This window comes from Enterococcus sp. AAFC-DPL-5182, from assembly GCF_058216605.1.
Window position 1 is genome coordinate 211,920 of record NZ_CM177101.1, and the last position, 25,855, is coordinate 237,774.

Genomic DNA, 25,855 nt, shown 5'->3' on the forward strand with positions numbered 1-25,855 from the left:
AACTTGCAAATCTCGTCGATAGTGGGATAAAAGTTGCAACATCTTCACTGTTATATTTGCAAGAAATCGGAGTAAAAGAATCAACTAAAGTGGGAGACAAATGGATTATTCAAGATAGTCAAAATAGAAAAGTGTGTGAAGTTAAAGTGGAAGAGGTAACAATCACTACTTTTGCCTCGATAACGAATGATTTTGCAATCAAAGAAGGAGATCAAAGTTTCCAGAATTGGTATGATATTCATTGGAAATACTATGCGAATCTTTTATCAAAATACAACCAAGAACTGACAGATACCACAAAATTGGAATGTGTATATTTTAAAAAGGTGGACTAATAGTCTCTCTACACTGACTACTTCAAAGACTTATATCTAACAGTGACAAAGAACCTTCTTTTTTTGTCACTTGTATCCTAGACATAAATTTGGAAGAATGATAATCTTTTTGTTAAGCGCTTTCAAAACGCATTTTTAAAATAGGGAGAGAAATCAAATGGAACAAACACTAGTTATCATCAAGCCAGATGGCGTTTCACGTAAATTAGTTGGAGAAATTCTTCAACGATTTGAGAAAAAGCAATTAAAATTAAGCCAATTAAAAGTAGCAAAAATGTCCAGAGAACTAGCAGAAGAACATTATGCTCATGTTAAAAAATTTGATTTCTTTGAAGACATGATGACATATATGACCTCATCAGAAGTCGTTTATCTTGTTTTAGAAGGGTCCAACGTCATTAAAACTGTTCGCAAAATGATTGGTGCAACAAACTGTTTAGAAGCTGAACCGGGAACGATTCGAGGAGATTATGGTGCTAATAGCTATGAAAATATTATTCATGCATCAGATTCACCGGAAGCGGCTATGGTTGAGATCAAACGATTCTTTTCTGAATCAAAATAAAGCAAAAGCGTTCAAGATTTGTTATCAATCTTGAACGCTTTTTATCTTTTCAATCCAAATGAATACTAGAAAATGTGCTGTTTATGATAAAAATACACAAAAATTATTAGGAAATCCTTCAAATACTATGAATTAAGCAGTGATTTTAGTGCAATTCCTCCCTAACCATTTAAAAATTCCGCAAAAAAAAGTATAATAGAGAAGGTTGTAAATAAACTTAAAGGAATGTAGCAAATGGACAATCAGTTAACTACAGAATTAAAAGAACGTTACGGCATTGTTTTCCATGATGTCAACCTATTAGAACAGGCTTTTACCCATTCATCCTATGTGAATGAGCATCGCTATTTGAAACTATCTGACAATGAACGATTAGAATTTTTAGGAGACGCCGTTTTAGAATTATTGGTTTCTCAATATTTGTATAAACAATTCCCAGAAATGCCGGAAGGCAAACTGACGAAAATGCGGGCAGCGATCGTGCGCGAAGATAGTTTATCCAAATTTGCGAAAGAATGTCATTTTGACCAATATATTCTTCTTGGCAAAGGTGAAGAAAATTCTGGCGGCCGAACACGTCCAGCGTTACTTTGTGATTTATTTGAAGCATTTTTAGGTGCTTTATTTTTAGATCAAAAAGTGGATGCAGTCAAAAAATTTATTGCAGAAGTCATTTTTCCTAAAATCGATGCCGGTGCTTTTTCACATGAGATGGATCACAAAACACATTTACAAGAAGTTTTGCAACGCCAAGGGGATGTCAATATTGACTACCGTTTAGTTAATGAGGAAGGTCCTGCCCATGATCGAATCTTTTTCGTTGAAGTTTACGTCAATGAAAAGTTGATCGGAACAGGCCAAGGAAAATCGAAGAAATTAGCAGAACAGGATGCCGCTGAAAAAGCGCTGAAACAAAATCCTGAGTAAGCTTGGAAGGAGCCGTTTTATTCGTGTATTTAAAACGAATTGAGATCGCAGGATTTAAATCCTTTGCGGATCGAACCGTTATAGAGTTTGAAAATGGTGTGACGGCTGTCGTTGGACCAAATGGCAGTGGAAAAAGTAATATCACCGAAGCGATTCGCTGGGTCCTAGGCGAGCAATCGGCAAAAAGCCTCCGCGGAGGCAAAATGCCGGATATTATTTTCGCTGGTTCTGAAGGTCGTAAAGCGTTGAATATTGCCGAAGTAACGGTTGTCTTAGATAATAGTGATCATTTTTTACCGTTAGATTTTACTGAAATCAGTGTGACACGTCGCTATCGTCGAACTGGGGAAAGTGATTTCTATATCAATAAACAAGCTTGTCGTTTGAAAGATATCCACGATTTATTTATGGATTCTGGTTTAGGGAAAGAATCATTTTCGATCATTTCTCAAGGGAAAGTTGAAGCGATTTTTAATAGTAAACCTGAAGACCGTCGCGGTATTTTTGAAGAAGCTGCAGGTGTTTTAAAGTATAAACAACGCAAGAAAAAAGCAGAACAAAAACTATTTGAAACAGAAGATAATTTAAGTCGTGTGCAAGATATCATCTATGAATTAGAAGATCAACTGACTCCTCTAGCTGCACAAAGCGAAGCGGCCAAGGAGTTTTTGAAGCTTAAAGAAAGCTTGACTGAAATCGACGTTAGTTTAACGGTAACTGAGATCGAAGCTGCAAAAGAAGTTTGGAAAATAAAAACTGCTGAACTTGCTGAGATTGAAGAAAAACTAGCTGCTGCAAGTAAAAAAATCCGTGATTCAGAGGATGAATTGTTCCAATTGCGTGGTAAACGAAATAAATTGGATGGACAAATCGAAACAGAGCAGCAACAGTTGCTCCAAATCACAGAAGCGCTGAAACAAACTGAGGGACAAAAAGATGTTTTAGTCGAGCGCTCAAAACATACGATGCAGACAACAAGCGAATATCAGCAGTCATTAGCAGAAAATGCCGAAAAAATCACTCGCTATCGTGAAGAAGTACAAGATCTACAAGCAAAAGTTGCTGAGAAAAAAACGCAGCGTGAATCACTAGTTGAGGCAATCAAAGTTTCAGAACTAGAAGTTGAAAAGTACAGTAAGTCCTCAAAAGAACTATTAGAAGAGTTACGTAGCCAATATGTAGAAGTAATGCAAGAACAAGCTAATACTACCAACGATTTAAAATATTTGGAACGTCAATATCAACAAGAAACGGCTAAAAACCAACAATCAATTCAAAAACATGAAGCGTTAGAAAAACAAATGGCAGATGCTCTAGCCGAAAAAGAAGAGTTGGAAGCCAATTTATCCGCATCGGATCAATCATTAACAGATCAAAGAGAACAGTATACTCAATTAAAAAATAAACTAGATCAAAAGCAAGGTCAGCTGGCTGTGAAACAAAAAAATATGTATCAAGCCATGAACCAAGTTCAACAGGCCAAAGCTCGCCAAAAAAGCTTACAAGAAATCCAAGAGAATTATTCAGGCTTTTATCAAGGGGTTCGAGCCGTTTTAAAACATAAAGACCAATTAACTGGAATCGTTGGAGCAGTTGCGGAATTGATCGATGTGCCGAAAGATTATACTGTAGCAATCGAAACAGCTTTGGGTGGTGCGGCACAACATGTAGTTGTGGAAACAGAAAAAGACGGACGTGCTGGAATCACATTCTTGAAACAACAACACAGCGGTCGAGCAACTTTTTTACCATTGACCACGATCAAACCAAGAAATGTTTCAAGCGCCGTGCGTGAGCGTGTCAGCAACATTCCAGGTTTTTTGGGAATTGCCAGCGAGTTAGTCCAATTCTCTGCAGATGTCAGTAACGTGATCCAAAATCTTTTAGGGGTAACATTGTTAGCGGAGACACTAGAAAGTGCCAATCAGTTAGCGAAGGCTGTAAACTACCAATACCGCGTCGTTTCTTTAGAGGGTGATGTTATGAACTCAGGAGGATCGATGACAGGTGGTGCCAATAAACGAGGCAACCAAGGTAGTTTATTCTCTCAAACACAAGAACTTCAAACGTTGACTGAACAGATGGAACGGGTTGAAAAGCAATTAACAGCTAATGAAAAAGAAGTCCAACAATTAACAGATGAAGTCAAAGCATTAAATGAAGAACTTGAGCAATTACGTTCCACTGGTGAAACGAGCCGCTTGAGACAGCAAGAGTTGCAAAATAAACTTGCTAATCAAGAAGAAACGATCACTCGTTTGACTAAAGAAAAAAGACTGTTTGAGTTTGAAGCGCGTGAACTGCATCAGTTTTTAACGGAGTATCAAGCAAGAAAAGAAGAACTAACGGAACAACAACAAGAGCTGAATCAGACAAAAGAACGTTTGGATCAAGAAATGAAGCAAGTTGATCAAGAAGCGAGCCAAATGGAAACGTTAAGAGCTGAAGCGTTTGAACGATTCAACCAAGTGCAGGCAGATCAAGCGGTCGCTGCTGAACAATTGGCTCATTTAACAGAGCAAGTAGTAGAAAAACAAACCCAGCTAGATGAATTCCTAGCAAGGGAAACAGCATTACGCCAGCAATTACAACAATTGAATGATCATTCAACAGATCATCAAGTCACAGAAGAGAGCTTAGCGGTTCAATTAGAACAACTAGCAGAGAAAAAAGAGCAACTTCAAATAAGCATTCAAGAAGCGAAAACAGCTCGTCACCAACTACAAGAGCAAGTCGATCGAATCGATACAGGTTTGGCTGAAGAGAATAAACAACAACAACATTTATTAACGGAACAAACCAAAATCGAAGTCGAGAAAAACCGTTCAGAAATCAAACTAGATAACTCGTTGCAGTACCTGCAAGAAGAATACAGTTTGACCTTCGAGCGCGCGAGTGAAGATTATGAATTATCAATCGACAAAGAGCAGGCAAAAATCGAAGTGAAACGTTTGAAACGTGATATCGAACGCTTAGGTCCAGTCAATCTCAACGCCATCGAGCAATACGAGCAAGTGAATGAACGCCATGAGTTTTTAGTGTCTCAACGTGATGACTTGTTAGACGCTAAAGAGCAGTTGTTCGAAACAATGGGTGAGATGGATGAAGAAGTCAAAGCACGCTTTAGTGAAGTCTTTGAAGCGATACGAGCACAGTTTAAAGTCGTGTTTCCAAATATGTTTGGTGGTGGTCGAGCAGAGCTGATTTTGACAAATCCAGAAGATTTACTGAATACTGGGGTAGAAATCGAAGCACAGCCGCCAGGTAAAAAATTACAAAACTTAAGCTTACTTTCCGGTGGTGAGCGAGCTTTAACAGCGATTGCGTTATTATTCTCCATCATCCGTGTTAGACCAGTTCCTTTCTGTGTCTTGGATGAAGTTGAAGCGGCTTTAGATGACGCTAACGTTTCTCGTTTTGGGCATTATTTAAGTGAATTTGAAGACGATACGCAATTTATCGTGGTTACTCACCGTAAAGGGACAATGGAAGCGGCAGATGTCTTATATGGTGTAACAATGCAAGAATCCGGTGTGTCGAAAATCGTTTCTGTTCGTTTGGAAGAAGTCAAAGAAGGCGGCGCAATCGTTGCCGAAACTTAGCTGTATAGGATGGGAGGAAAAATTGGGTTGATTAAACTGGTCGCTATCGATTTAGATGGCACATTACTAGATAGTAAGAAGGAAATTTCTTCGAGAAATAAAGAAGCTTTAACACAAGCTAAAGCTGCAGGTGTTAAAATCGTCATTTGTACAGGTCGACCGTTAGCTGCTATCGGCATTTATTTAGACGCTTTAAATTTGCGAGATAACGGCGATTACAGCATCACCTTTAATGGCGGATTAGTTCAAAAAAATGATACAGGTGAAATCATTGAAAAATCATCCATGCCTTTGGAAAATATCCACGATTTATTTGAGCTGGCTACATCGTTAAATGTACCTCTGGATATTTTGTCTGATGGACTTGTCTTGCAACTGCCAACGACACAGGACCATGAATCTTTATATAGTCAACTAAATAAATTACTGACATATGAGTCATACGAATTAGCTCAATTGACAGCTGATAAAATTTACAATAAAGCAGTTGTTGCGGTAGAACAAACGTATCTAGATGAGCAAATCAAAAAGATACCTACGCCATTTTACGACCGTTATGAAATCATCAAAACGAGAAGTAATTTACTAGAATTTATGCCTAAAGGAATCACAAAAGCCTATGGAATTTCTTTATTGGCCAGAGATTTAGGCATCAAACAAGAAGAAATCATGACGATCGGTGATGAAGAAAATGACCTGCCGATGATCGAATATGCAGGACTTGGTGTAGCGATGGAAAATGCTGTCACTAAGGTGAAAGACTTGGCAGATGTTATTACGGATACGAACGACAATGATGGTGTTGCACAAGCCGTTGAAAAATTTGTTTTAGAACCATTGAGAGGAGGGAATTAAATGGGATTTTTCGATAAAATAAAAAAAGCCTTTATGAACGAAAAAGAAACACCACCTGCTGAAATCAAGACAGATGAAGAAGTCATAGAGCCCGTTCAAGAAGAAGTGATGCCAGAAGAAAAACAAGCTGATACGGAATCACTAGAGCAAGTACAAGAGGAGACTTTTGAAGCAGCAGAAGAGCCTGAAAAAGAACGAGAACCAGAAATCGACCCTCTGATTACAGTAAATCCTGTTACCCAAGCAGAAGAACTGGTTGATCCTGAAATTATTGAGGAACAAGAAGAGGAAATCATCGTCCAAGAAAAGTATGAAAAGGGCTTAGAAAAAACCCGCAAAACGTTCGGTGAACGCTTGAATGAATTATTCGCGAATTTCCGATCAGTTGATGAGGATTTCTTTGAAGAATTAGAGGAAACCTTGATTGGTGCAGATGTTGGTTTTGACACAGCGATTAAAATCACAGAATCCTTACGTCAAGAAGTGAAACTACGCAACGTGAAAAAACCAGCAGCTGTTCAAAATACGATTATCGAGAAAATGGTTGATTTGTACGAAGCAGAAGGTATTGAAGAAAATAATGCGCTGAATATTCAAGAAAAAGGATTAACTGTCATGTTATTTGTCGGTGTAAATGGAGTAGGTAAAACAACCAGTATCGGTAAACTAGCGCATGAATTCAAACAAGACGGCAAAAAAGTGTTAATGGCAGCCGCAGATACCTTTAGAGCAGGAGCCATCGATCAATTAGTTGTTTGGGGCGAACGTGCTGGGGTAGAAGTTGTCCGAGGAAATGCAGGTGGTGATCCAGCGGCAGTTGTCTTTGATGCAGTAGACCGTGCTAAAGCTGAGAATGCGGATATCTTACTTGTTGACACAGCAGGACGTTTACAAAATAAAGTCAATTTGATGAACGAATTAGAAAAAATCAAGCGCGTGATTCAGCGTGAATTGCCAGATGCACCGCATGAAGTCTTGCTTGTAGTAGATGCTACAACAGGACAAAATGCGATGTCACAAGCAAAGCAATTCAAAGAAACAACCGATGTCACAGGTTTAGTCTTAACTAAACTGGATGGGACAGCAAAAGGTGGGATCGTTTTAGCCATTCGTAATGAGTTGCACTTACCAGTAAAACTAGTGGGACTGGGTGAAGGCATTGATGATTTAGAGCCGTTTGATGCAAATGATTTTGCGATTGGATTGTTTAAAGGATTGTTGAAAGAAGAAGATTAAAAGCGAGTTTATAGCGTAGCTTGAATTAAAAAACAGCTTTTGAATACGTCAATAGATGACTATTCAAAGGCTGTTTTTTTTATTTGATTTAAGGAGCTTCATTTTTATATGTACGGAAAATATTGAAGAAGTGTAGTGCTCACTTTCTAATAAAATCAGTTGCAGCCTTTTTCTTGATCTAACCTATCATTTTTTTTGCTTCTTTTTCAAGTAGTCGATTATATTCGGTAAAAAAGGAGATTTAGAATTAGGGGAGAAATGTCAGTGGCTGACTGCACCTAATGCTCAATAGTAAAAAATAATGTGATCGGAACAAACTAGCGTATTTTAATATGTCGCCTATCCGCCAGTCTTACGACTGAAAGGAGGTGTGCTCTATGTTTTTAGCATTTGTTTGCCCACTTCTTGTAGGAGTATTGATCTCTTTATTTGAGTATTGGCTAAATACCAAAAAGAAGAAGTAAAACAAAATATGGCGGCATTAGCCCACGAAAAACCCCAGGAGAACCACACTCTCCTGGGGTTTAGTGTACTCTATGTTTTTTGTATGCAAACTAATTATATCATTAAGAGAAGATTTTGTATAGAGGAAAAGATGCGCTCCCAAACTATTTTCCTGATTTTCATGAGAGTTGAACGTTTTGTTTCGCTTTTTTGATCTAGCTACACAAATCAGCCCTCAAGTAAAATAGACAAATCTCTGAAAAGACAAAGAACATCTTTCCAAAGATTTCCTAATTTTGATGAGAGTTGAACGCTTTGTTTCGCTTTTTTGATCTAGCTACACAAATCAGCCCTCAAGTAAAATAGACAAATCTCTGAAAAGACAAAGAACATCTTTCCAAAGATTTCCTAATTTTGATGAGAGTTGAACGCTTTGTTTCGCTTTTTTGATCTAGCTACACAAATCAGCCCTCAAGTAAAATAGACAAATCTCTGAAAAGACAAAGAACATCTTTCCAAAGATTTCCTAATTTTCATGAGAGCTAAACGTTTTGTTTCGCTTTTCTATTACAAATTATTCGCTTCGATCCCATAATCTTCAGCAATTTTCTTCAAACTAAATCCTTTACCAAAAACTTCACTCGCATTCATTGACACAATAAACGCTTCTTCATCAATTGCCAAGACATTCTCTTTGATCTTTGCAAAATCTTTTTCACTAATAACCGTCATCATCAACATGCTTGGATTTTTTTGATAGCCACCTTCGATTGGAACCATCGTTAATCCTTTATCCATATCGACTAAGATTTTCTCTTTGATTTCCGCATATTTCGGTGAAATGATCATGACATTTTTCGAACGAACAAAGCCAACTTGAACCATATCGACCACTCGTCCAATAAGGTATAAACAAATCAGAGAAAAGAGTACTGTATCTGTATTGAAAACAAATAGAGCTGACAAAATCACCAGACCGTCCACAAATAAAATCGATACACCTAATGAAATTTTGAAGTACTTATTCACGATTTGAGAAATAATCGCTGTTCCGCCAGTTGAAGCATTTCCTCTAAATTCTAGACCTAACCCAATCCCAGTCAAAATACCACCGAAGATTGTTGCGAGGAAAATATTATGGGTCAGTACAGGTAAATGAGTTGTAATCCCTACAAAAAACGGATAGATCAGACTACCATAAATTGTTTTGATCCCAACTTCTTTGCCTAAAAGTAAAAAACAAAGCAGTAATAACGGTAAGTTGATTGCATATAAAACTAAAGCTGGGTTGGTGCCGAACAAATAGTTGATTACCACACTGATACCATTTGCGCCTCCAGCTACGATCTTGTTTGGCAGTAAAATCGAATTGATCGATACTGCTAAAATAAAAGAACCAATCGTCACGTATAACGTATCTTGGATTTGTCTCTTCGTAAATTTCATGTAAAACGTTCCTCCATTGTCAAAGAATATCGGGTATTTCATCGTTAAACGAATAATAAGAGCAAAAGAAAAATAGTTCAACAAATATCCCCTAGTTATACTATCACGAATGACTAGAATATATCATGAGATAATTTTAATTTTTTAGTTGAGTAGTATGGTAAAATTAGAGGGAACAAAAAAAACAATAGCTATTTAATCAAATAAAGGTTAAAAATCGTTGATCCCATAAATGTTCATGGTGCTGGATGATTGTTTTAGCATCGAGCAAATCAGTGTCTAGTGTTGTGCTTAAACCTCGTTTCATGAAACAAGTATAACCTAAACCATGAGCCATACGGATCGTAGTATCAACACAATATTCTGTCTGAGCACCACAAAATTCAAGTTCAGTGACGGAGAGTTTATCTAAACATTCTTTTAGATTCGTTTGAAAAAAAGAATTAGCATGGGTTTTCCTGACATAAAAGTCGTAAGACCTGGCATCTAGTTGATCAAATAACTGCCATTTGAGGCTTTCGACAACTAACTCAACATCTTCATGCTGGATAAATATAATGGGTAGATGGTGCTTGCGGTAATCTGCAATGCGTTGATTTACACCAATCAATAGATTAGTGAGATTAAATAAACCACTTCCATCATTTTCTAGACCGTTTTGGAGATCGATGACAATCAAAGCTTTAGTATTCATGATGTCCTCCTTCATTTTTTTTCTAGTATACAATGAAGTTCAGTGACTTGAAAGAAGAGAGAGCAGATAAAAAAAGTATGAGGCACTCTCTGTTTGGACAAATTAAGAAAGTTTATATTCTTTTTGACAAAATTTAAGCTAAAATATTCTTTTTACTTCTCTTTTTCTATATAATGATGAGTAATGGAATAATAACGGGGAAGAAAGGCGACAGTATGAAATTTAAAGAGTTGTTACAGCAAAAAAATGCGCGCCCATATGTAATGGCTGCGCGATTTGGATTAGAAAAAGAAAGCCAGCGTACGACATTTGATGGTCAATTGGCGACAACGGATCATCCTGAGGTTTTAGGAAATCGTTCTTATCATCCATACATACAAACCGATTTTAGTGAGTCTCAAATGGAGTTGATCACACCTGTGGCTAATTCTATTCATGAAATGATGCGCTATCTTGCAGCGATTCATGATGTAGCATTGCGTTCGATGAATAAGCATGAGATGCTTTGGCCGTTAAGTATGCCGCCAAAATTGCCATTAAAAGATGAAGAGATCAAAATCGCTAAGTTAGACCAGTTTGAAGGGATTTTGTATCGTCGTTATTTAGCAAGAGAATATGGCAAACGTAAACAGATGGTCAGTGGAATTCATTTTAATTTTGAATACGACATCGAATTAGTAGAGCAGCTTTTCTCAGCACAAACAGAATATGAAACGATTGAAGAGTTCAAAAATATTTTATATATGAAAGTCTCACGGAACTATTTACGTTACCGATGGCTGATCACGTATCTATTTGGTGCATCTCCTGTTAGTGAGTCTGGTTATTTTACGGATCGAGAAGAGCGTCCGAAAGAGCCTGTTAGAAGTTTACGCAACAGTTCGTTTGGTTATAAAAATAATGAGGACGTTAAAGTTTCTTACGAATCATTGCAACACTATATCAATGACATTCACCGAATGGTTGAAAACGGCATATTATCTGAAGAAAAAGAATTTTATTCAGCTGTTCGTTTACGTGGTGGCAAGCAAATGGCTGATTTACCTAAAACGGGTATTCGTTATATCGAACTTAGAAATCTAGATTTAAATCCATTTGCGCCATTAGGTGTGGATGAAGAATCGCTTGAGTTCATTCATTTGTTTATGTTGTATTTACTATGGACGGATGAAAAAGAAGCGCCGAATGATTGGGTAGCGACAGGCGACTTCTTAAATGAGCAAGTAGCCTTAGGCCATCCTTTTTCCCAAGTGAAGCTTTTAGCGGAAGGTGACCGTATTTTTGCGGAAATGGATGAGATGATTGAAGCATTAGGTTTATTTAGATCGAAAAAATCATTGGAAGTCCATCGCGCGCAATTAAGAACACCCGATTTAACGATTGCTGGAAAAATGTGGACGATCATTGAAAGCAATTCAAATCAAGAATTGGGGATTATTTTCGGAAAAGAATATCAAGGAATGGCTTTTGAACGACCGTATCAATTAGCTGGTTTTAGAAATATGGAGTTATCGACGCAGTTATTTTTATTTGATGTCATCCAAAAAGGTGTAGAAGTTGAATTATTAGATGAAGCAGAACAATTTTTAAAACTCAAACACAACGATCATATCGAATATGTGAAAAATGCGAATATGACGAGTAAAGATAGCTACATTGTTCCTTTGATTATGGAGAATAAGACCGTCACTAAAAAAGTTTTGGCAGAAGCTGGCTTTACCGTACCAGGTGGAGATGAGTTTGATGCGATAGAGCAAGCAGAACAAGCGTATGTAAAATACGCCGAAAAAGCCTTTGTGATCAAACCTAAATCAACAAATTATGGTTTAGGAATCACGATTTTTAAAGAGGGAGCTTCATTAGCTGATTACACAGAAGCATTAAAATTAGCTTTTAAAGAAGATTCAGCTGTGTTGATCGAAGAATTCCTACCAGGGACAGAATACCGTTTCTTTGTATTAGACGACCAAGTACGTGCTATTATGTTGCGTGTGCCGGCCAATGTTGTTGGTGATGGGATTCGTTCGGTTGAAGCGTTGGTAGCAGAAAAGAACCTTGATCCTTTAAGAGGAACCCACCATCGCTCACCATTAGAACTGATTCAATTGGGGGATGTAGAGCGTTTGATGCTAAAAGAGCAAAATCTCTTAACAACTTCTGTGCCGGAAAAAGACCAGATCGTTTATTTGCGGGAAAATTCTAACGTCAGCACGGGCGGCGATTCAATCGATGTAACGGATAATTTTGATGACAGTTATAAACAAATTGCGATTGAAGCAGTCCAAGCTTTAGGGGCAAAGATTTGTGGGATCGACTTGATCGTTCCAGATAAATCGGTCAAAGGAATGAAGAATAGTCGTACGTATGGAATTATAGAAGCGAACTTTAATCCAGCGATGCATATGCATGCTTATCCGCATTCAGGTAAGGGACGTCATTTGACGATGGATGTGCTTAAGATGTTGTATCCAGAGGTATTTGAATAATTCTAAGTATAAGAGATCAAGGCTAATTGCTTTTTGATCTCTTATTTTATTTTCTAAAAAATGATTTGACAAATGCATAATTAATTCCCACAATAAAAGAAAGAGGATTGTAAGAAGTTGCACAATATTGCGCTTATGAAGTATTGGAGGACACAATGAAAAAAATTTATATAGTGGAAGATGACGTACAAATTACAGAAACAGTTGCTGCTTTTTTAAGAAAATGGGGATTCGATATTCGAGTTGCTGGGGATTTTCAAAATGTGGCGGTGGATGTGTTACAGTACCGACCTGACCTTGTTTTGATGGATATTTCCCTACCTTTGTATAATGGGTTTTATTGGTGTAGTGAGTTAAGAAAACAAACAGAGGTACCGATTGTCTTTTTATCGTCAGCTGATGACAATATGAATATCTTAATGGCGATGAATATGGGGGCAGATGACTTTATCGCCAAACCATTTGATTTACAAATATTAGTTGCAAAAATCCAAGCAATTTTGCGTCGAAGTGATATGTTGCCGACAACTCACAGTTTGAACTACAAAGGATTTAATTTAGACTTAGAAGCATTTGAAGTTGGATTTGAGGGGCAAACAATCGCGCTTACAATAAATGAATCTAAAATTTTAGGAATGCTTTTTCAGCAACCTGAAAAATTAGTACCAAAAGAAAAAATCATGGAGAAATTATGGGAAAGTGAAGAATTTATTGATGTGAATACATTGTCAGTCAATATGACTCGCTTAAGAAAAAAAGTAGCTGAGGTTGGTTTGGATCAACAGATATATACAGAAAAAGGTAAAGGTTATCGTTTAGGTAAGGGAGGATAAACGGTATGAAACTATTTCTCTACTACATATTTGATAAGCGTTTAGCGCTTATTACGTATCTAGGTATCGTCGGACTATTCGCATTGACCTTTTTTCTCTATGAGATTCCATTTTCTGCGTATTCTGATGCGATTCTTTTTTCTATTTTATTGATTATTGTGACAATGGGGGTGCAGTTTTATTTTTATCTCAGGAAATATCGACAATTGAAAGAAGGGATTCAAGCACCTAAATTATATCCTTCTCAGAAAAAAAGCGGATATTCTTTATTGGATAAAGAATATGAACGTTTGGTGACGGTACTGGACAAAGAATATCGGATAGAAGTAGGGAGACTTGAAGCGGCTAATCAGAAGCTGATGGATTATTATAGTATGTGGAGTCATCAAATTAAAACGCCGATAGCCGTATTGAATTTAAAAATGCAGGAAAATCAATTGGATCAAGATATTTTAAAACAAGAACTGTTTAAAGTTGATCAATATTTGGATATGATGTTGCAGTATTTACGGATGAATCATACAGAGACGGATTTTGTTTTTGAAGAGATCGACTTAGATCAACTGGTTAAAGATACGGTGAAAAAATATGCTGTCTTTTTTATTCATAAAAATCTGACATTTTCATTGGACCCGACGAACCAAACGATTATTAGTGATAAAAAGTGGCTGCAATTCGTACTTGAGCAAGTGCTATTTAATGCAATCAAGTATACTAATCAAGGTGGGATAAGGATTTACATGAATGAGGAGCCACAGCCTGAATTGATTATTGAAGATACTGGCATCGGAATTTTACCAGAAGATGCTGTACGGGTATTTGAGCGCGGCTATACGGGATTTAATGGGAGAACATATCAAAACGCTTCAGGATTGGGCTTGTTTATGAGTAAAGAAATTTTAATCAAATTAGGTCATCAAATCGCTCTTATATCAGAGGTAGGAATGGGCACAAAAGTTAGTCTAAACCTTACTCAAAAGATATTTGATATCGAATGACGGAACTATTTATAGCCAATCCTTACCTCATTGTAAGGTTAGCGAGCAAAGTGTAAGTATTCTTTGCTTGCTCTTTTGTTTATAGTGAATAGTAGATAAATTATAGGCAGGGGCGATTGTAATGGCAATATTAGAAGTAAATCATATTCAAAAAATCTATCAAACAAGATTTAGCGGCAATCAAGTGACCGCATTAAAAGACGCTTCTTTTCAAGTAGAAGAAGGGGAATATATTGCGATCATGGGGGAATCTGGCTCAGGTAAAAGTACATTGTTGAACATTTTAGCAACATTGGATATGCCGACTAACGGAACGGTTACGCTAAATGGCAAAAATATTACAGAGATACCAGAAGGGAAATTAGCTGCATTTCGTCGAGAAAATCTAGGATTTGTTTTTCAAGATTTTAATTTGTTAGATAATTTTTCTGTTAAAGACAATATCTTTTTACCACTTGTCTTATCTAAAATGGATATCAAAGAAATGACTCGAAGAATCGAACCTTTAGCAAAAACGTTAGGCATTGACCAGTTATTAGAAAAATACCCTTATGAAATTTCTGGCGGGCAAAAGCAGCGTGTTGCTGCGGTACGGGCACTGATCACAAAACCTCAGTTAGTTTTGGCAGACGAACCGACAGGCGCTTTAGACTCGAAAAGTTCTGAAAATTTGTTAGAGTTATTTCAAGAAGTCAATCAGCAAAAACAAACGATCGTGATGGTTACACATAGCGCAATAGCAGCCAGTCACGCCAATCGAATATTATTTATTAAAGATGGTCAAGTTTTTCATCAACTGTACCGTGGTTTAAAAACGCAAGATGAGCTATTGAGTGATATTTCAAAAACAATGACGACTTTGCTGTCGAAAGGAGTCTAGGTTATGTTATATCTACGTTTAGCTTATAGCAATATTAAGAAAAATCGTGCGGTATACCTCCCATTTTGTCTTGCGGCAATTTTTACGGTCGTGTTAAACATGATCATGCAAATTATGAGGAATAATCAAGGGTTGGATCACTTGCAAGGGGCAGAGTCATTGAAAGTGATGTTTGACTTAGGGAACAAAATTATTATGATTTTCACGATAGTTTTTACATTTTATACGCATAGTTTCTTAATGAAACGTCGTAAAAAAGAATTAGGTCTGTACAATATTTTAGGGATGGATAAGAAGAATCTAACTGTGATGATGTTTTTTGAAAATCTGATAACGTTAGCTATTACGTTGCTTGTGGGGTTACTAGCGGGGGCTATTTTATCTAAGTTGATGTTTTTGATTTTAAAACGTCTAACGGGTTTTGGTGCTGATTTTGTCTATGCATTTTCTGTTGAATCCCTAGGACAAGTCACGTTATTGTTTATAGGTGTTTTTTTAGTAACGTTTTTATATGACACGTGGGAAGTCAGAAAAACCAAACCGATCGAATTGTTCGGGCAAGGAAGTTCTGGTGAGAAAGAACCTAAGTCTAAATGGTTGTTTAGTGTAGCGGGAATTATTTGTTTGGGAATTGGCTATGGTATTTCTGTGACGATCACATCACCAGTAGAAGCACTGACACAATTTTTTATTGCAGTAGTTTTAGTGATCATTGGAACATACAGTATTTTTATCGCAGGTAGTATCACTTTATTAAAGGTATTGAAGAAAAATAAAAAATTCTATTATCAGCCAGATAACTTTATTTCGATCTCTAGTATGATTTTTCGAATGAAACAAAATGGCGCAGGTTTGGCTACGATTTCTATTTTATGTACGATGGCATTAGTGACAATTTCTTCTACGGTTTGCTTGTATATTGGGCAGGAAAAAATCATCCAAAGTAGAAATCCATTTGAAAATTCTGTAGAAGTGGCTTTACCCATGGAAGAAACCAAAAAAATCATCCTTGAAGAAGTAAAAAAACAAGGATCAGCAGTTAAAGATGTTAAATACGTAACACTTTCAGGTAATTTAGTTACGCTGAAGCAACAAGATGATTCATTTGAGCCTTTAAAAGAAGCTTTTTCAAATTATAACAAAGTCGTTGGGATTCGTTTTTTAGCACTAAGTGAATACAATCGTTTAGAAGATAAAACATTGACATTAGCGAAAAACGAAGTGTTTGTTTACCCAGTTACTGGAAATTATAAAGAAAAAAGTATCACGATCGGTAGTAAAGAATTCCAAGTGAAAAAAACGCTAGAGCAATTTATATTTGCTCCGAAAGAAGAAGACGCAGTTTTAGGTTCGCTTATTCTCGTGATACCAGATGAAACAGCGACAACATCGTTTTATACTGAAATAGCAGATGAATTCAAAGAGTCTGTTTTCAAATTTGTACCAACCCCTGCTTCTATAGTAAGTTTTGAAGTATCAGGTACATTGGATAAACGGATCAAAGTATCGAATGCGTTACAAGGAAAATTTCAAGAGATTGTAGCGGCAAATGGCGATGAGGATTTAGAACGCTCGTTGTCAGTAACGTCGATCGATAAAGACCGAGAAGAAATGCGTTCATTATACGGCGGTTTTTTCTTCTTAGGAATTATTTTTGGGGTCAGCTTCTTAGTGGCAACAACTCTGATTATTTATTATAAACAAGTTTCGGAAGGCAGCGATGACCGTGAACGTTTTACGATCATGCAAAAAGTTGGTTTGAGCCATAGAGAGGTAAAAAAAGCGATTCAGCATCAAATTTTATTGGTTTTCTTTTTACCGATTATTGTTGCTGTGATCCATTTAAGTTTTGCCTTTCCGATCATTAAGAAGCTGATGGTACTATTTGGGTTAATGAATGCTAATTTATTGTTTGTGACAACTGTTGGGTGTGTGTTGATTTTTTCATTAGGTTATTTTGTGATTTATTGGCGTACCTCGAAGGTATATTATCAGTTGGTCGAGAGATAGATAAAAAAGAGTGGGACATAACTCTTCGAGTCATATCCCACTCACATGGAATCCAGATAAACGGTGGGAGCAGAAGCAATCTTATCGGAAATAAGCTGAAATTCACAAAAATTTGAAGAGCAATTTTCGTGAATTCCTTCTTATTTCTCGGGATTAAACACTCCTGTCCCAACCTCTTTTTTAAGAACGAAATAATTTATGCCAAAAACTTTTCTTTGATTGTTCTGTTTCGGAAGTTTCAGCAGTTTGTTTTGGATATTTTTGTTCAATATCGATTATTTCTTCATTCACGGCTTCTTTAGCTGTGAAAACTAAGCCCAAAGCATCCGGTGTATTTTCAACAAAATCATTGACCACGGTAAAGGATAATTGTTGTTCATTGATCAATTTGATATAAGCCGCCTGTAAGCTCATTTCCATCGCCCCATTCAGCAAAACAGTAGCATCTGGATGTTTTGCCAATTCTTTTAAGAAATTCGCTTTATCTTCTGTATTTTTCATCTGTGTAATCGTCATCGTCAAGTAACAACGCTCGCGGAAAGTCCCCATATACTTGCGTTGTTCTTCTGGTTTTAGTAGCGGGGTGCCATACATTGCATTATCTAAATGTTTCTGTAAGTCATCTTGTGCCATTAATTATCTAACCTGCTTCCATCTAGTCTTATTTCAAATTATAGCATAGAACAAGTGAGAAGCGCCTGGAAGAACTGTATTTCTTGGCTAATTGAGAATGGATAAAAGCGAAAAAAGTATTGCTTTTATTCATAACATCGCATAGACTAAGAAGTAAGAATGAAAATCATTCTCAATTAGAAGGGTAGAACAAAAATCTTGTGCCATTCTCTGGCATGCGTATGTTTTATCTTTTTTCAGAGGAAGTAGTTTGTAAAGCTAGATAAAAAGAAAAGCGAAGCAAGCTGAGTTTAATTTTGGGTATTTCATTCTAGCAAGTAGAAAAACGGAGCAAGTATATGAAAAAAATAGGCCTATTTGTTCTCTTACTCCTTTTGATCGTATCATCGATTTTTGTCGGAGTGAAAGATATCTCTCTGACACAATTATTTCAATGGGATTCACAGCAACAATTAGTTTTGTTAACAACAAGGCTGCCTCGAACGATCAGTTTAGTGATTGCAGGAAGTACGATCAGTATTTCTGGTTTGATCATGCAGCATTTAACACAGAATAAATTTGTTTCGCCTAGTACGGCAGGGACGATGGATAGTGCACGTTTGGGGATTTTAGTTGTCATGATCCTGTTTCCTAGCGCGCCATTATTATTCAGATCCTTTATTGCCTTCTTGTTTGCTTTTGGCGGGACGTTAGTTTTTATTTATTTAACACGCTTTTTACCTGCAAAAAATCAAGTTATGATTCCGCTGATCGGCGTGATGTTTGGGAATATCATTGGTTCAGTGGCAACATTTTTTGCCTATCAATTTCAATTAGTTCAAAATATGTCTTCTTGGCTGCAGGGAAATTTTTCTACAGTGATGAAAGGCAATTACGAGTTGCTTTATCTGACGATTCCGTTATTGATTATCACATATCTTTTTGCGTATCGTTTTACCGTAGTTGGCATGGGAGAAGATATGGCGACAAATCTGGGCTTGAATTATCAGCGTATTCAGCTATTTGGCTTAGGCATTGTGGCTTTATCTAGTGCGGTCGTCTTGATCATGGTAGGAAATATTCCGTTTTTAGGCGTGATCGTTCCTAATCTTGTATCCATGCGTTATGGCGATCATATGAAAAACACTTTGGCAATCACAGCAGTTGGCGGAAGTATCTTTTTACTAGCATGTGATGTGTTAGCTCGTGTGGTGATTGCACCTTATGAGGTGCCCGTCAGCGTCGTAGTAGGCGTTTTAGGTAGTTTTATTTTTATCGCATTACTGATGAGGAGGAAAACAGCATGAAAAAATTCTTCCAGTCATCCGCGGTGAAAATTATTGTATTGTTGATAGCCGTGATTGCAGTCTGCGCTTTGTATCTATCCTATAAGACATATGGGAATTGGGCCTTTGCTTTAGAACTTAGAGGGAAAAAGTTATTAGCTTTTGCTTTCGTTGGAATCGCTGCGACGTTTTCGACGATTAGTTTTCAGACGATGACGCAGAACCACTTTTTAACGCCGAATATTTTAGGCTTGGATTCATTGTATGTTTTTATTCAAACTGTACTGTTCTTTTTTTTAGGAGGACAGCAGCTTTTAGGGAATGAAACAATCGCGACATTTCTTTTGAATGTTTTATTGATGGTCAGTGCGAGTACTATGTTGTCTCGTTTCTTATTGAAAAAGGGCGGTAATGATCTCTTTTTATTGTTGATGATCGGAATTATTTTAGGAACGTTTTTCAATAGTATCAGTACTTTTTTACAAGTTGTAATGGATCCTAATGAATATGATTTATTGCAAGGGAAATTATTTGCCAGTTTTGGTAATGTAAATAGTCAGCATCTCGTGATTGCAGGTGTTTTGATCACACTTTTGGTAGGCTTCTTATGGATAAAAAGTCATGCGCTGGATGTGTTGCATTTAGGAAATGAGCAAGCGACTAGTCTAGGGATCAATGTTCCTAGGTTTCAGTTTGTATTATTGACGGTCATTAGTGGATTGATTGGGCTTTCGACAGCTTTGGTAGGTCCTGTAACTTTTCTTGGATTCATTGTGGCAAATATGAGCTATCAGTTAATGGGTACCTATCGACATCGTGAGTTATTTTTAGGTGGTAGTTTATTATCGATCTTATTACTAGTATTTGGGCAGTTTCTTGTAGAGCAAGTGTTTCAGTTGAATACGACGTTAAGTATTGTGATCGAATTTGGCGGCGGTGTCTATTTTGTCGGAAAGATTATTAGTGAAAGGAAGCAGCGCAGATGATCGAAATCAAAAATGTTTCAAAAAGATATGGTGAAAAGATTGTTGTTTCAGAGGTTCAATTGCCAATTACAGAGCAAAAATTAACTGCGTTTATCGGTCCGAATGGAGCAGGGAAAAGTACGTTGCTTTCAATGATGAGTCGCTTGATTCCAAAAGATACGGGTGAAATTTATTTAGATCATAACGAAGTAAAAACTTGGAAACAAAGTGAACTGTCTAAAAAGCTATCGATTTTAAAACAAACGAATGGTATCAATCTGAAAATTACGGTTCGAGAGCTAGTTAATTTTGGGCGTTTTCCTTATAGTAAAGGGCGTTTAAAAAAAGAAGATCATGAAAAAGTCGAAGAAGCAATGGAAAATCTTGGACTATTAGATTTAGCAGATGAACTGATCGATACATTGTCAGGTGGGCAATTACAGCGAGTGTATATTGCCATGGTTTTAGCGCAGGATACAGATTATATTTTGCTGGATGAGCCTTTGAATAATTTAGATATGAACTTTGCGGTTCAAATGATGCAGACGTTACGTCGTTTGGTGGATGAATTTGGTAAAACTGTCATTATCGTGTTACATGATATCAATTTTGCAGCAAGTTATGCAGATGAGATCGTCGCAATGAAAGATGGTCGGTTATTTACTCATGGTAGTACAGATGACATTATTCAATCAGAAGTGTTGAATAAGCTTTATGATATGAACATCCGAATTTGTGAAATTGAAGGAAAACGATTTTGTATGTATTTTAATTAGAAAAGCGGAGAGCGTTGTTCAGCTCTTGAGCAACCAAGTAGGTACCTTTCTACATCAACTCATTTCTTTCGTTGTGTGTCAAGGCAATTAGGAAAATCATTCAAAGGTGTTATTTACCTTTGAAATGATTTTGTCTATTTGCCGAAAGAGCTAACGCTCGAAGCTAGATCAAAAGAAAAGCGTAACACGTTTGTTCAGCCTTTGAGAAAATTAATAGAAAAAACACTTTAATCTATTGTAGAAAAAATGTAAAAACATTAATTAAACTGGGGGAAATAAAATGAAAAAGAAATTCCTAGCAATTGCAACAGTATCAATGATTGCACTTCTTACTTTAGGTGCATGTGGTAACAACGGGAAAAAAGCAACAGACGGTTCAGCTTCAAAAGAATCAAGTTCTGATGCAGCAACAACGATCACAGTAAACGATTCAAATGGCTCAGTAGAAGTTCCTAAGAATCCTAAAAAAGTTGTTGTATTTGATAATGGTTCACTAGACACAATGGATGCGCTAGGTGTTGGAGAAACTGTTATCGGTGCACCAACAAAAAACTTGCCTAAATATTTAGATAGCTATAAAAAAGTAGAATCAGCAGGTGGAATCAAAGAACCTGATTTAGAAAAAATCAATCAACTTAAACCAGACATGATCATTATTTCTGGACGCCAACAAGACTTCCAAGATAAATTAAGTAAAATCGCACCAACAATTTATCTATCAGTGGATGCTAAAGACACATGGAATTCCACAAAGAAAAACATCGAAACATTAGCTGAAATCTTTGATAAAAAAGACGAGGCAAAAACAAAAATCGCTGATTTAGAAAAAGAAATTACAGATGTTAAAGAAAAAGCACAAGCAAGTAATCAAAAAGCTTTAGTAGTTCTGGTAAATGAAGGGCAACTTTCTGCATATGGAACAGGCTCTCGTTTTGGAATCGTTCACGACACATTTGGCTTCAAACAAGCAGATGATGCAATTGAAGCATCTACTCATGGTCAAAGCGTTTCGTATGAATATGTATTAGAAAAAAATCCAGATATTTTATTTGTTGTTGACCGTACAAAAGCTATCGGTGGCGATGATACAAATGATAATGTAGAAAATAATGAATTAGTAAAACAAACAAATGCTGGTAAAAATGATAAAGTCATTTCTTTACAGCCTGACGTTTGGTATTTAAGTGGTGGCGGATTAGAATCTACACACTTGATGATTGAAGATGTACAAAAAGCGTTGAAATAAAAATAACAGAATAGACCTACATTCATATTATCTAACAGAAAATTGAATGTAGGTTTATTTTTTGTTAAATACATAAATTCTAATGGTTTTATCTAATGAAAAATGAATAGTGCTTGATCAATAAATTTTAATACCTATATTGACGCTTCTTCTCTCTTTATGCTACAATCCTTGTAATACATTATCTATTAAAATTAAATGTGAAGATGAGGAAAGTATTTTTCAGATAACTCAAAGAGAGTCTCGGATGGTGGGAAGAGACAGTGAATATGGAAAAGAAAATGGCCTTTGAACAAATTGATCGAATATATTGAGATCAATTCAGGTGCGCCTGTTACAGCGCCTCAGTATGGTTGTACTGAAAGAGTGGACTTTTTATAAAGTCAATTGAAGGTGGTACCGCGAAAGTATAAAACTCTCGTCCTTTTATAGGATGAGAGTTTTTTGTTGTGAATCACTACGATTGGCTCTGCCAGAGTAGATGATGAACAATACTTGGCGACCAACGAGAGAGAAGTTACCATACTAGTGAATCACGGGCCTTCGTTTCGATCTCATTGTTGTAAAACACGAAGAACAAAGTGATTCGATGATGAACAATACTCAGCTTTTCTGACATCTGCACAAAAAGGTAGGAGTAGTTAATGTATACAGATACTGAAGGGGGAAATAAAATGAAGAAAAAGTTATTAGTCGTAAGTGCAGTATTAACGGGATTATTATTAACAGCATGCGGGGGCAACGACAAAAAAGAAACAACAAAGAGTGAAGAAGGAACAATCGCAACAAGTCAAAAAATCGAAATCAGCTCACCAGCACCACTTTCAACTTTAGATACTACCCAAACGATGGATAAAAATACATTCACGATCGTTCAACATCTTTTTGAAGGATTGTATCGTTTTGATGACGACAGTACACCAATTCCAGGACTAGCAGAAAAAGCAGAAATCAGCGAAGACGGTTTAACGTATAAATTTACATTAAAAGATAACATAAAATGGAGTAACGGCGAACCAATTACAGCTCAAGACTTCTTATATTCGTGGAAAAAATTAGTAACACCAGCAACGATCGGACCAAATGCTTATTTATTAGATAATGTAAAAAACAGCAAAGCCATCCGCAATGGTGAGAAAACTATTGACGAGATTGGTCTTGCAGCACCAAGTGATAAAGAATTTGAGGTCACATTAGAACAGGCACAGCCATCATTTTTAACAGTCGTATCGATCGGTTGGTTAGCGCCGCAAAAACAAGCTTATGTTGAAAAACAAGGGAAAGACTATGCGACAGACAGCGACCATTTGATTTATAGTGGACCGTTTATCTTAACTAACTGGGATGCATCATCAGATACATGGACATTAAAGAAAAATTCTGAATATTATGATGCCGATAAAGTAAAACTAGAAGAAGTCAAAGTGAATACAATCAAAGAAGAGAATACAGGGATTAATTTATACCAGTCAAATGAGTTGGATCTAGTTCGGATCAGTGGTCAATATGTCCAACAATACAGCGATGATGCTGGCTATGTCACACATTCAGACGTCGCCAATTATTATTTAGATTTCAATAAAAAAGAAGGAACAGCGCCAGCAAATATCCATCTTAGAAAAGCAATCGCCCAAGCGATCGACAAAGATGCCTTAACGAAAAACGTGCTAAATGATGGATCAAAACCATTAAATGGCTTGATTCCAAGTAACCTGTACAAAAATCCTGAAACTTCTGAAGACTTTAGAAAATTTAGTGGTGACCATTTAGTTCATGATGTGAAAAAAGCGCAAGCGGAGTGGGAAAAAGCCAAAGCTGATCTAGGAGATAAAATCAAGTTATCGCTTTTAGTTTCTGACGATGATAATGGAAAGAAAATCTCAGAATATGTCCAAAGTCAATTGCAAGAAAACTTAAAAGGTATCGAAATCACAATCAATGCGCAACCAAAAAATAATGTTTTACAAACGCGTAAAGATAAAGACTATGAACTATCGTTATCTGGTTGGATCGCAGGTAGCAGTGATTTAGATTCTTACTTTAATTTATACGCTGGAGAATCTGCTTATAATTATGGGTCATATAAAAATACTGACTATGATAAATTGATCACAGATGCACGTACAGTGAATGCCAATAAACCAAGTAAACAATTTGATAACTACAAAGAAGCAGAAGATATTTTACTAGATCAAGATGCAGCGCAAGTACCGCTTTATCAAAGTGCATCTAACTACTTGATCAATCCAAAAATTAAAGGAATCAGCTATCACTTATATGGTGATTATTTCAATCTGAGAACAGCCTATTTAGAAGATTAATCAGTTTCACGGAGGAGTAAATAATGAGTCAATTATTAGAACGATTTATCCGTTATGTAAAAGTCAACACACGCTCTGATGCAGCTAGTCAGACCGTTCCAACAACACAAGGACAAGTAGTATTTGCAAAAATCATTGAAAAAGAATTAGTGGAAATTGGACTTTCTGATATTCAGTACAATGAAAAAAATGGCTTTTTGACCGCTGCTTTACCCGCAACAACCAAAGAAAAGGTACCGACGATTGGGTTTATTGCTCATTTAGATACGGCAGATTATAATGCTGAGAATATTCAACCGAATGTTTTTTTAAATTATGATGGTCAAGATGTTGTACTAAATAAAAATCTGGGAATCGTCATGGAAGTTGAAGAGTTTCCCAATCTGAAAGATTATATCGGACAAACCTTGATCACGACAGATGGTACGACTTTATTAGGTGCGGATGACAAAGCGGGAATCGTAGAAATTTTAGATGCAGTTGAATATTTATTGGCACATCCTGAAATTCCTCATGGAAAAGTCCTGCTTGCGTTTGGACCAGATGAAGAAATTGGACGTGGCGCTGATCGTTTTGATGCACCAAATTTTCCAGCGGATTTTGCCTATACAATAGATAGTGGAAGAGTTGGTTGCTTTGAATACGAAACGTTCAATGCAGCGCAAGCGGTGATCACGATCGAAGGAACCAGTGTTCATCCAGGAACCGCTTATGGAACGATGGTCAATGCCATTAAATTGGGCGAAAAAATAGATGCGCAATTACCAAAAGATGAAGTGCCGGAAAAAACACGAGGTTATGAAGGTTTTTATTTACTGACAAAATTTGTTGGAAGTTTGGATCATGCTGAGTTGACCTATATTATTCGCGATCATGATAAGAAACTTTTCGAAAAAAGAAAACAAGAGCTTGCTAAAATCGTTAGTGAATTAAATGAAACCTTTGATAAAGAGCGGATCACAATTGAATTTCTAGATCAGTATTACAACATGAAAGAGATCATTGAAAAGGATATGACTCCTGTAGAACTTGCGGTTAAAGCGATGGGAAATCTCGGCATTAAGGCAGATATTCAACCTTTTCGCGGTGGAACGGACGGTTCAAAAATTTCATTTATGGGGATTCCAACCCCTAATTTGTTTACAGGCGGCGAAAATTTTCATGGACAGTATGAGTTTATCACACTTGAAGCAATGGAATTAGCGTCAAAAACGATTGTAGAAATCATCAAAGAAAACACTGTTAAATCAAAGGATTGAGGAAAAAATTGATTTCCATATAAAAAATAGTTGACAAAATTAGAGATTTCTAATATGATTGTCCTCAATAGCAAAGCTT

At 36.6% G+C, this 25,855-nt stretch carries 20 protein-coding genes, 1 pseudogene and 2 other annotated features (1 of these 23 running past the window's edge); of the genes and pseudogenes, 18 read left to right on the forward strand and 3 right to left on the reverse strand.

Features of this window, described 5'->3' with window-relative positions:
* Window positions 1-2: 2 nt before the first annotated feature.
* The 7 genes and pseudogenes from AC4BB7_RS00980 to AC4BB7_RS01010 all read left to right on the forward strand — a co-directional run.
* Window positions 3-335, forward strand: a pseudogene (locus AC4BB7_RS00980) (ASCH domain-containing protein); the annotation flags it as partial.
* 157 nt (window positions 336-492) lie between these two features.
* Window positions 493-900 carry a nucleoside-diphosphate kinase gene (gene ndk, locus AC4BB7_RS00985; RefSeq protein WP_490484086.1) on the forward strand — a complete coding sequence of 136 codons (408 nt, stop codon included), beginning with the start codon at window positions 493-495 and terminating at the stop codon, window positions 898-900.
* A 234-nt stretch (window positions 901-1,134) separates the two neighbouring features.
* Window positions 1,135-1,827 (forward strand): ribonuclease III, encoded by a 693-nt coding sequence (gene rnc / locus AC4BB7_RS00990; RefSeq protein ID WP_010770450.1) that lies wholly within the window; start codon window positions 1,135-1,137, stop codon window positions 1,825-1,827.
* A 23-nt stretch (window positions 1,828-1,850) separates the two neighbouring features.
* Window positions 1,851-5,429, forward strand: a complete 3,579-nt coding sequence (gene smc, locus AC4BB7_RS00995; protein ID WP_490484087.1) for a chromosome segregation protein SMC — start codon at window positions 1,851-1,853, stop codon at window positions 5,427-5,429.
* A gap of 27 nt (window positions 5,430-5,456) precedes the next feature.
* Entirely contained in the window at window positions 5,457-6,284 is an 828-nt protein-coding gene (locus tag AC4BB7_RS01000; protein ID WP_490484088.1) for a Cof-type HAD-IIB family hydrolase, read from the forward strand.
* Window positions 6,285-7,520 (forward strand): signal recognition particle-docking protein FtsY, encoded by a 1,236-nt coding sequence (gene ftsY, locus AC4BB7_RS01005; protein WP_086315153.1) that lies wholly within the window; start codon window positions 6,285-6,287, stop codon window positions 7,518-7,520. It abuts the gene before it with no gap.
* Window positions 7,521-7,897: 377 nt separating this feature from the next.
* Entirely contained in the window at window positions 7,898-7,984 is an 87-nt protein-coding gene (locus AC4BB7_RS01010; protein ID WP_139844076.1) for a type I toxin-antitoxin system Fst family toxin, read from the forward strand.
* A 547-nt stretch (window positions 7,985-8,531) separates the two neighbouring features.
* Here the strand turns inward: AC4BB7_RS01010 and AC4BB7_RS01015 are convergent.
* Both AC4BB7_RS01015 and AC4BB7_RS01020 read right to left on the reverse strand, forming a co-directional pair.
* On the reverse strand, window positions 8,532-9,410 hold the full coding sequence (locus AC4BB7_RS01015; protein WP_490484089.1) for a YitT family protein: 879 nt from the start codon (window positions 9,408-9,410) through the stop codon (window positions 8,532-8,534).
* 199 nt (window positions 9,411-9,609) lie between these two features.
* Window positions 9,610-10,104, reverse strand: coding sequence for a cysteine hydrolase family protein (locus tag AC4BB7_RS01020; RefSeq protein WP_490484090.1), 495 nt, complete (start codon window positions 10,102-10,104; stop codon window positions 9,610-9,612).
* A gap of 215 nt (window positions 10,105-10,319) precedes the next feature.
* On the opposite strand from AC4BB7_RS01020, the gene gshAB reads away from it, so the two are divergent.
* The 5 genes from gshAB (at window position 10,320) to AC4BB7_RS01045 (ending at window position 17,311) form a co-directional block, all read left to right on the forward strand.
* Complete coding sequence (gene gshAB / locus AC4BB7_RS01025; protein WP_490484091.1) at window positions 10,320-12,590, forward strand: bifunctional glutamate--cysteine ligase/glutathione synthetase; 2,271 nt, start codon at window positions 10,320-10,322, stop codon at window positions 12,588-12,590.
* Between the two features lie 155 nt (window positions 12,591-12,745).
* Entirely contained in the window at window positions 12,746-13,423 is a 678-nt protein-coding gene (locus AC4BB7_RS01030) for a response regulator transcription factor (RefSeq protein WP_490484092.1), read from the forward strand.
* Window positions 13,424-13,428: 5 nt separating this feature from the next.
* Window positions 13,429-14,421, forward strand: coding sequence for a sensor histidine kinase (locus AC4BB7_RS01035; RefSeq protein WP_490484093.1), 993 nt, complete (start codon window positions 13,429-13,431; stop codon window positions 14,419-14,421).
* Between the two features lie 121 nt (window positions 14,422-14,542).
* Entirely contained in the window at window positions 14,543-15,301 is a 759-nt protein-coding gene (locus AC4BB7_RS01040; RefSeq protein ID WP_490484094.1) for an ABC transporter ATP-binding protein, read from the forward strand.
* A gap of 3 nt (window positions 15,302-15,304) precedes the next feature.
* Window positions 15,305-17,311 carry an ABC transporter permease gene (locus AC4BB7_RS01045; protein WP_490484095.1) on the forward strand — a complete coding sequence of 669 codons (2,007 nt, stop codon included), beginning with the start codon at window positions 15,305-15,307 and terminating at the stop codon, window positions 17,309-17,311.
* A 180-nt stretch (window positions 17,312-17,491) separates the two neighbouring features.
* Here AC4BB7_RS01045 and AC4BB7_RS01050 read toward each other — a convergent pair whose 3' ends face one another.
* Window positions 17,492-17,944 (reverse strand): YueI family protein, encoded by a 453-nt coding sequence (locus AC4BB7_RS01050; RefSeq protein ID WP_086315177.1) that lies wholly within the window; start codon window positions 17,942-17,944, stop codon window positions 17,492-17,494.
* A gap of 338 nt (window positions 17,945-18,282) precedes the next feature.
* Here AC4BB7_RS01050 and fitA point away from each other — a divergent pair, with 338 nt between their 5' ends.
* The 6 genes from fitA (at window position 18,283) to pepT (ending at window position 25,776) form a co-directional block, all read left to right on the forward strand.
* On the forward strand, window positions 18,283-19,230 hold the full coding sequence (gene fitA, locus AC4BB7_RS01055; protein ID WP_086315179.1) for an iron chelate ABC transporter permease FitA: 948 nt from the start codon (window positions 18,283-18,285) through the stop codon (window positions 19,228-19,230).
* A complete protein-coding gene (gene fitB, locus AC4BB7_RS01060) occupies window positions 19,227-20,195 on the forward strand; it encodes an iron chelate uptake ABC transporter family permease subunit FitB (RefSeq protein WP_490484096.1) in 969 nt (322 codons plus the stop codon). The genes fitA and fitB overlap by 4 nt, the downstream gene beginning before the upstream one ends.
* A complete protein-coding gene (gene fitC, locus AC4BB7_RS01065) occupies window positions 20,192-20,950 on the forward strand; it encodes an iron chelate ABC transporter ATP-binding protein FitD (RefSeq protein ID WP_069639184.1) in 759 nt (252 codons plus the stop codon). Before fitB ends, fitC begins: the two co-directional genes overlap by 4 nt.
* 280 nt (window positions 20,951-21,230) lie before the next feature.
* Window positions 21,231-22,196 (forward strand): iron chelate ABC transporter substrate-binding protein FitD, encoded by a 966-nt coding sequence (gene fitD / locus AC4BB7_RS01070; protein WP_086315181.1) that lies wholly within the window; start codon window positions 21,231-21,233, stop codon window positions 22,194-22,196.
* Window positions 22,197-22,390: 194 nt separating this feature from the next.
* Window positions 22,391-22,625, forward strand: a binding site (T-box leader).
* 245 nt (window positions 22,626-22,870) lie between these two features.
* Window positions 22,871-24,517 carry a peptide ABC transporter substrate-binding protein gene (locus AC4BB7_RS01075; protein ID WP_490484097.1) on the forward strand — a complete coding sequence of 549 codons (1,647 nt, stop codon included), beginning with the start codon at window positions 22,871-22,873 and terminating at the stop codon, window positions 24,515-24,517.
* A gap of 23 nt (window positions 24,518-24,540) precedes the next feature.
* Window positions 24,541-25,776 carry a peptidase T gene (gene pepT / locus AC4BB7_RS01080; RefSeq protein ID WP_490484098.1) on the forward strand — a complete coding sequence of 412 codons (1,236 nt, stop codon included), beginning with the start codon at window positions 24,541-24,543 and terminating at the stop codon, window positions 25,774-25,776.
* 69 nt (window positions 25,777-25,845) lie between these two features.
* Window positions 25,846-25,855 (forward strand) — a binding site (T-box leader); it runs 218 nt beyond the window's last position.

What these genes read in the sequence shown, in the direction of transcription:
- ndk (WP_490484086.1), top strand. Translation starts at nt 493, where the DNA reads ATGGAACAAACACTAGTTATCATCAAGCCAGATGGCGTTTCACGTAAA.
- rnc (WP_010770450.1), top strand. Translation starts at nt 1,135, where the DNA reads ATGGACAATCAGTTAACTACAGAATTAAAAGAACGTTACGGCATTGTT.
- ftsY (WP_086315153.1), top strand. Translation starts at nt 6,285, where the DNA reads ATGGGATTTTTCGATAAAATAAAAAAAGCCTTTATGAACGAAAAAGAA.
- AC4BB7_RS01010 (WP_139844076.1), top strand. Translation starts at nt 7,898, where the DNA reads ATGTTTTTAGCATTTGTTTGCCCACTTCTTGTAGGAGTATTGATCTCT.
- AC4BB7_RS01015 (WP_490484089.1), bottom strand. Translation starts at nt 9,410, where the DNA reads ATGAAATTTACGAAGAGACAAATCCAAGATACGTTATACGTGACGATT.
- AC4BB7_RS01020 (WP_490484090.1), bottom strand. Translation starts at nt 10,104, where the DNA reads ATGAATACTAAAGCTTTGATTGTCATCGATCTCCAAAACGGTCTAGAA.
- gshAB (WP_490484091.1), top strand. Translation starts at nt 10,320, where the DNA reads ATGAAATTTAAAGAGTTGTTACAGCAAAAAAATGCGCGCCCATATGTA.
- AC4BB7_RS01030 (WP_490484092.1), top strand. Translation starts at nt 12,746, where the DNA reads ATGAAAAAAATTTATATAGTGGAAGATGACGTACAAATTACAGAAACA.
- AC4BB7_RS01035 (WP_490484093.1), top strand. Translation starts at nt 13,429, where the DNA reads ATGAAACTATTTCTCTACTACATATTTGATAAGCGTTTAGCGCTTATT.
- AC4BB7_RS01040 (WP_490484094.1), top strand. Translation starts at nt 14,543, where the DNA reads ATGGCAATATTAGAAGTAAATCATATTCAAAAAATCTATCAAACAAGA.
- AC4BB7_RS01045 (WP_490484095.1), top strand. Translation starts at nt 15,305, where the DNA reads ATGTTATATCTACGTTTAGCTTATAGCAATATTAAGAAAAATCGTGCG.
- AC4BB7_RS01050 (WP_086315177.1), bottom strand. Translation starts at nt 17,944, where the DNA reads ATGGCACAAGATGACTTACAGAAACATTTAGATAATGCAATGTATGGC.
- fitA (WP_086315179.1), top strand. Translation starts at nt 18,283, where the DNA reads ATGAAAAAAATAGGCCTATTTGTTCTCTTACTCCTTTTGATCGTATCA.
- fitB (WP_490484096.1), top strand. Translation starts at nt 19,227, where the DNA reads ATGAAAAAATTCTTCCAGTCATCCGCGGTGAAAATTATTGTATTGTTG.
- fitC (WP_069639184.1), top strand. Translation starts at nt 20,192, where the DNA reads ATGATCGAAATCAAAAATGTTTCAAAAAGATATGGTGAAAAGATTGTT.
- fitD (WP_086315181.1), top strand. Translation starts at nt 21,231, where the DNA reads ATGAAAAAGAAATTCCTAGCAATTGCAACAGTATCAATGATTGCACTT.
- AC4BB7_RS01075 (WP_490484097.1), top strand. Translation starts at nt 22,871, where the DNA reads ATGAAGAAAAAGTTATTAGTCGTAAGTGCAGTATTAACGGGATTATTA.
- pepT (WP_490484098.1), top strand. Translation starts at nt 24,541, where the DNA reads ATGAGTCAATTATTAGAACGATTTATCCGTTATGTAAAAGTCAACACA.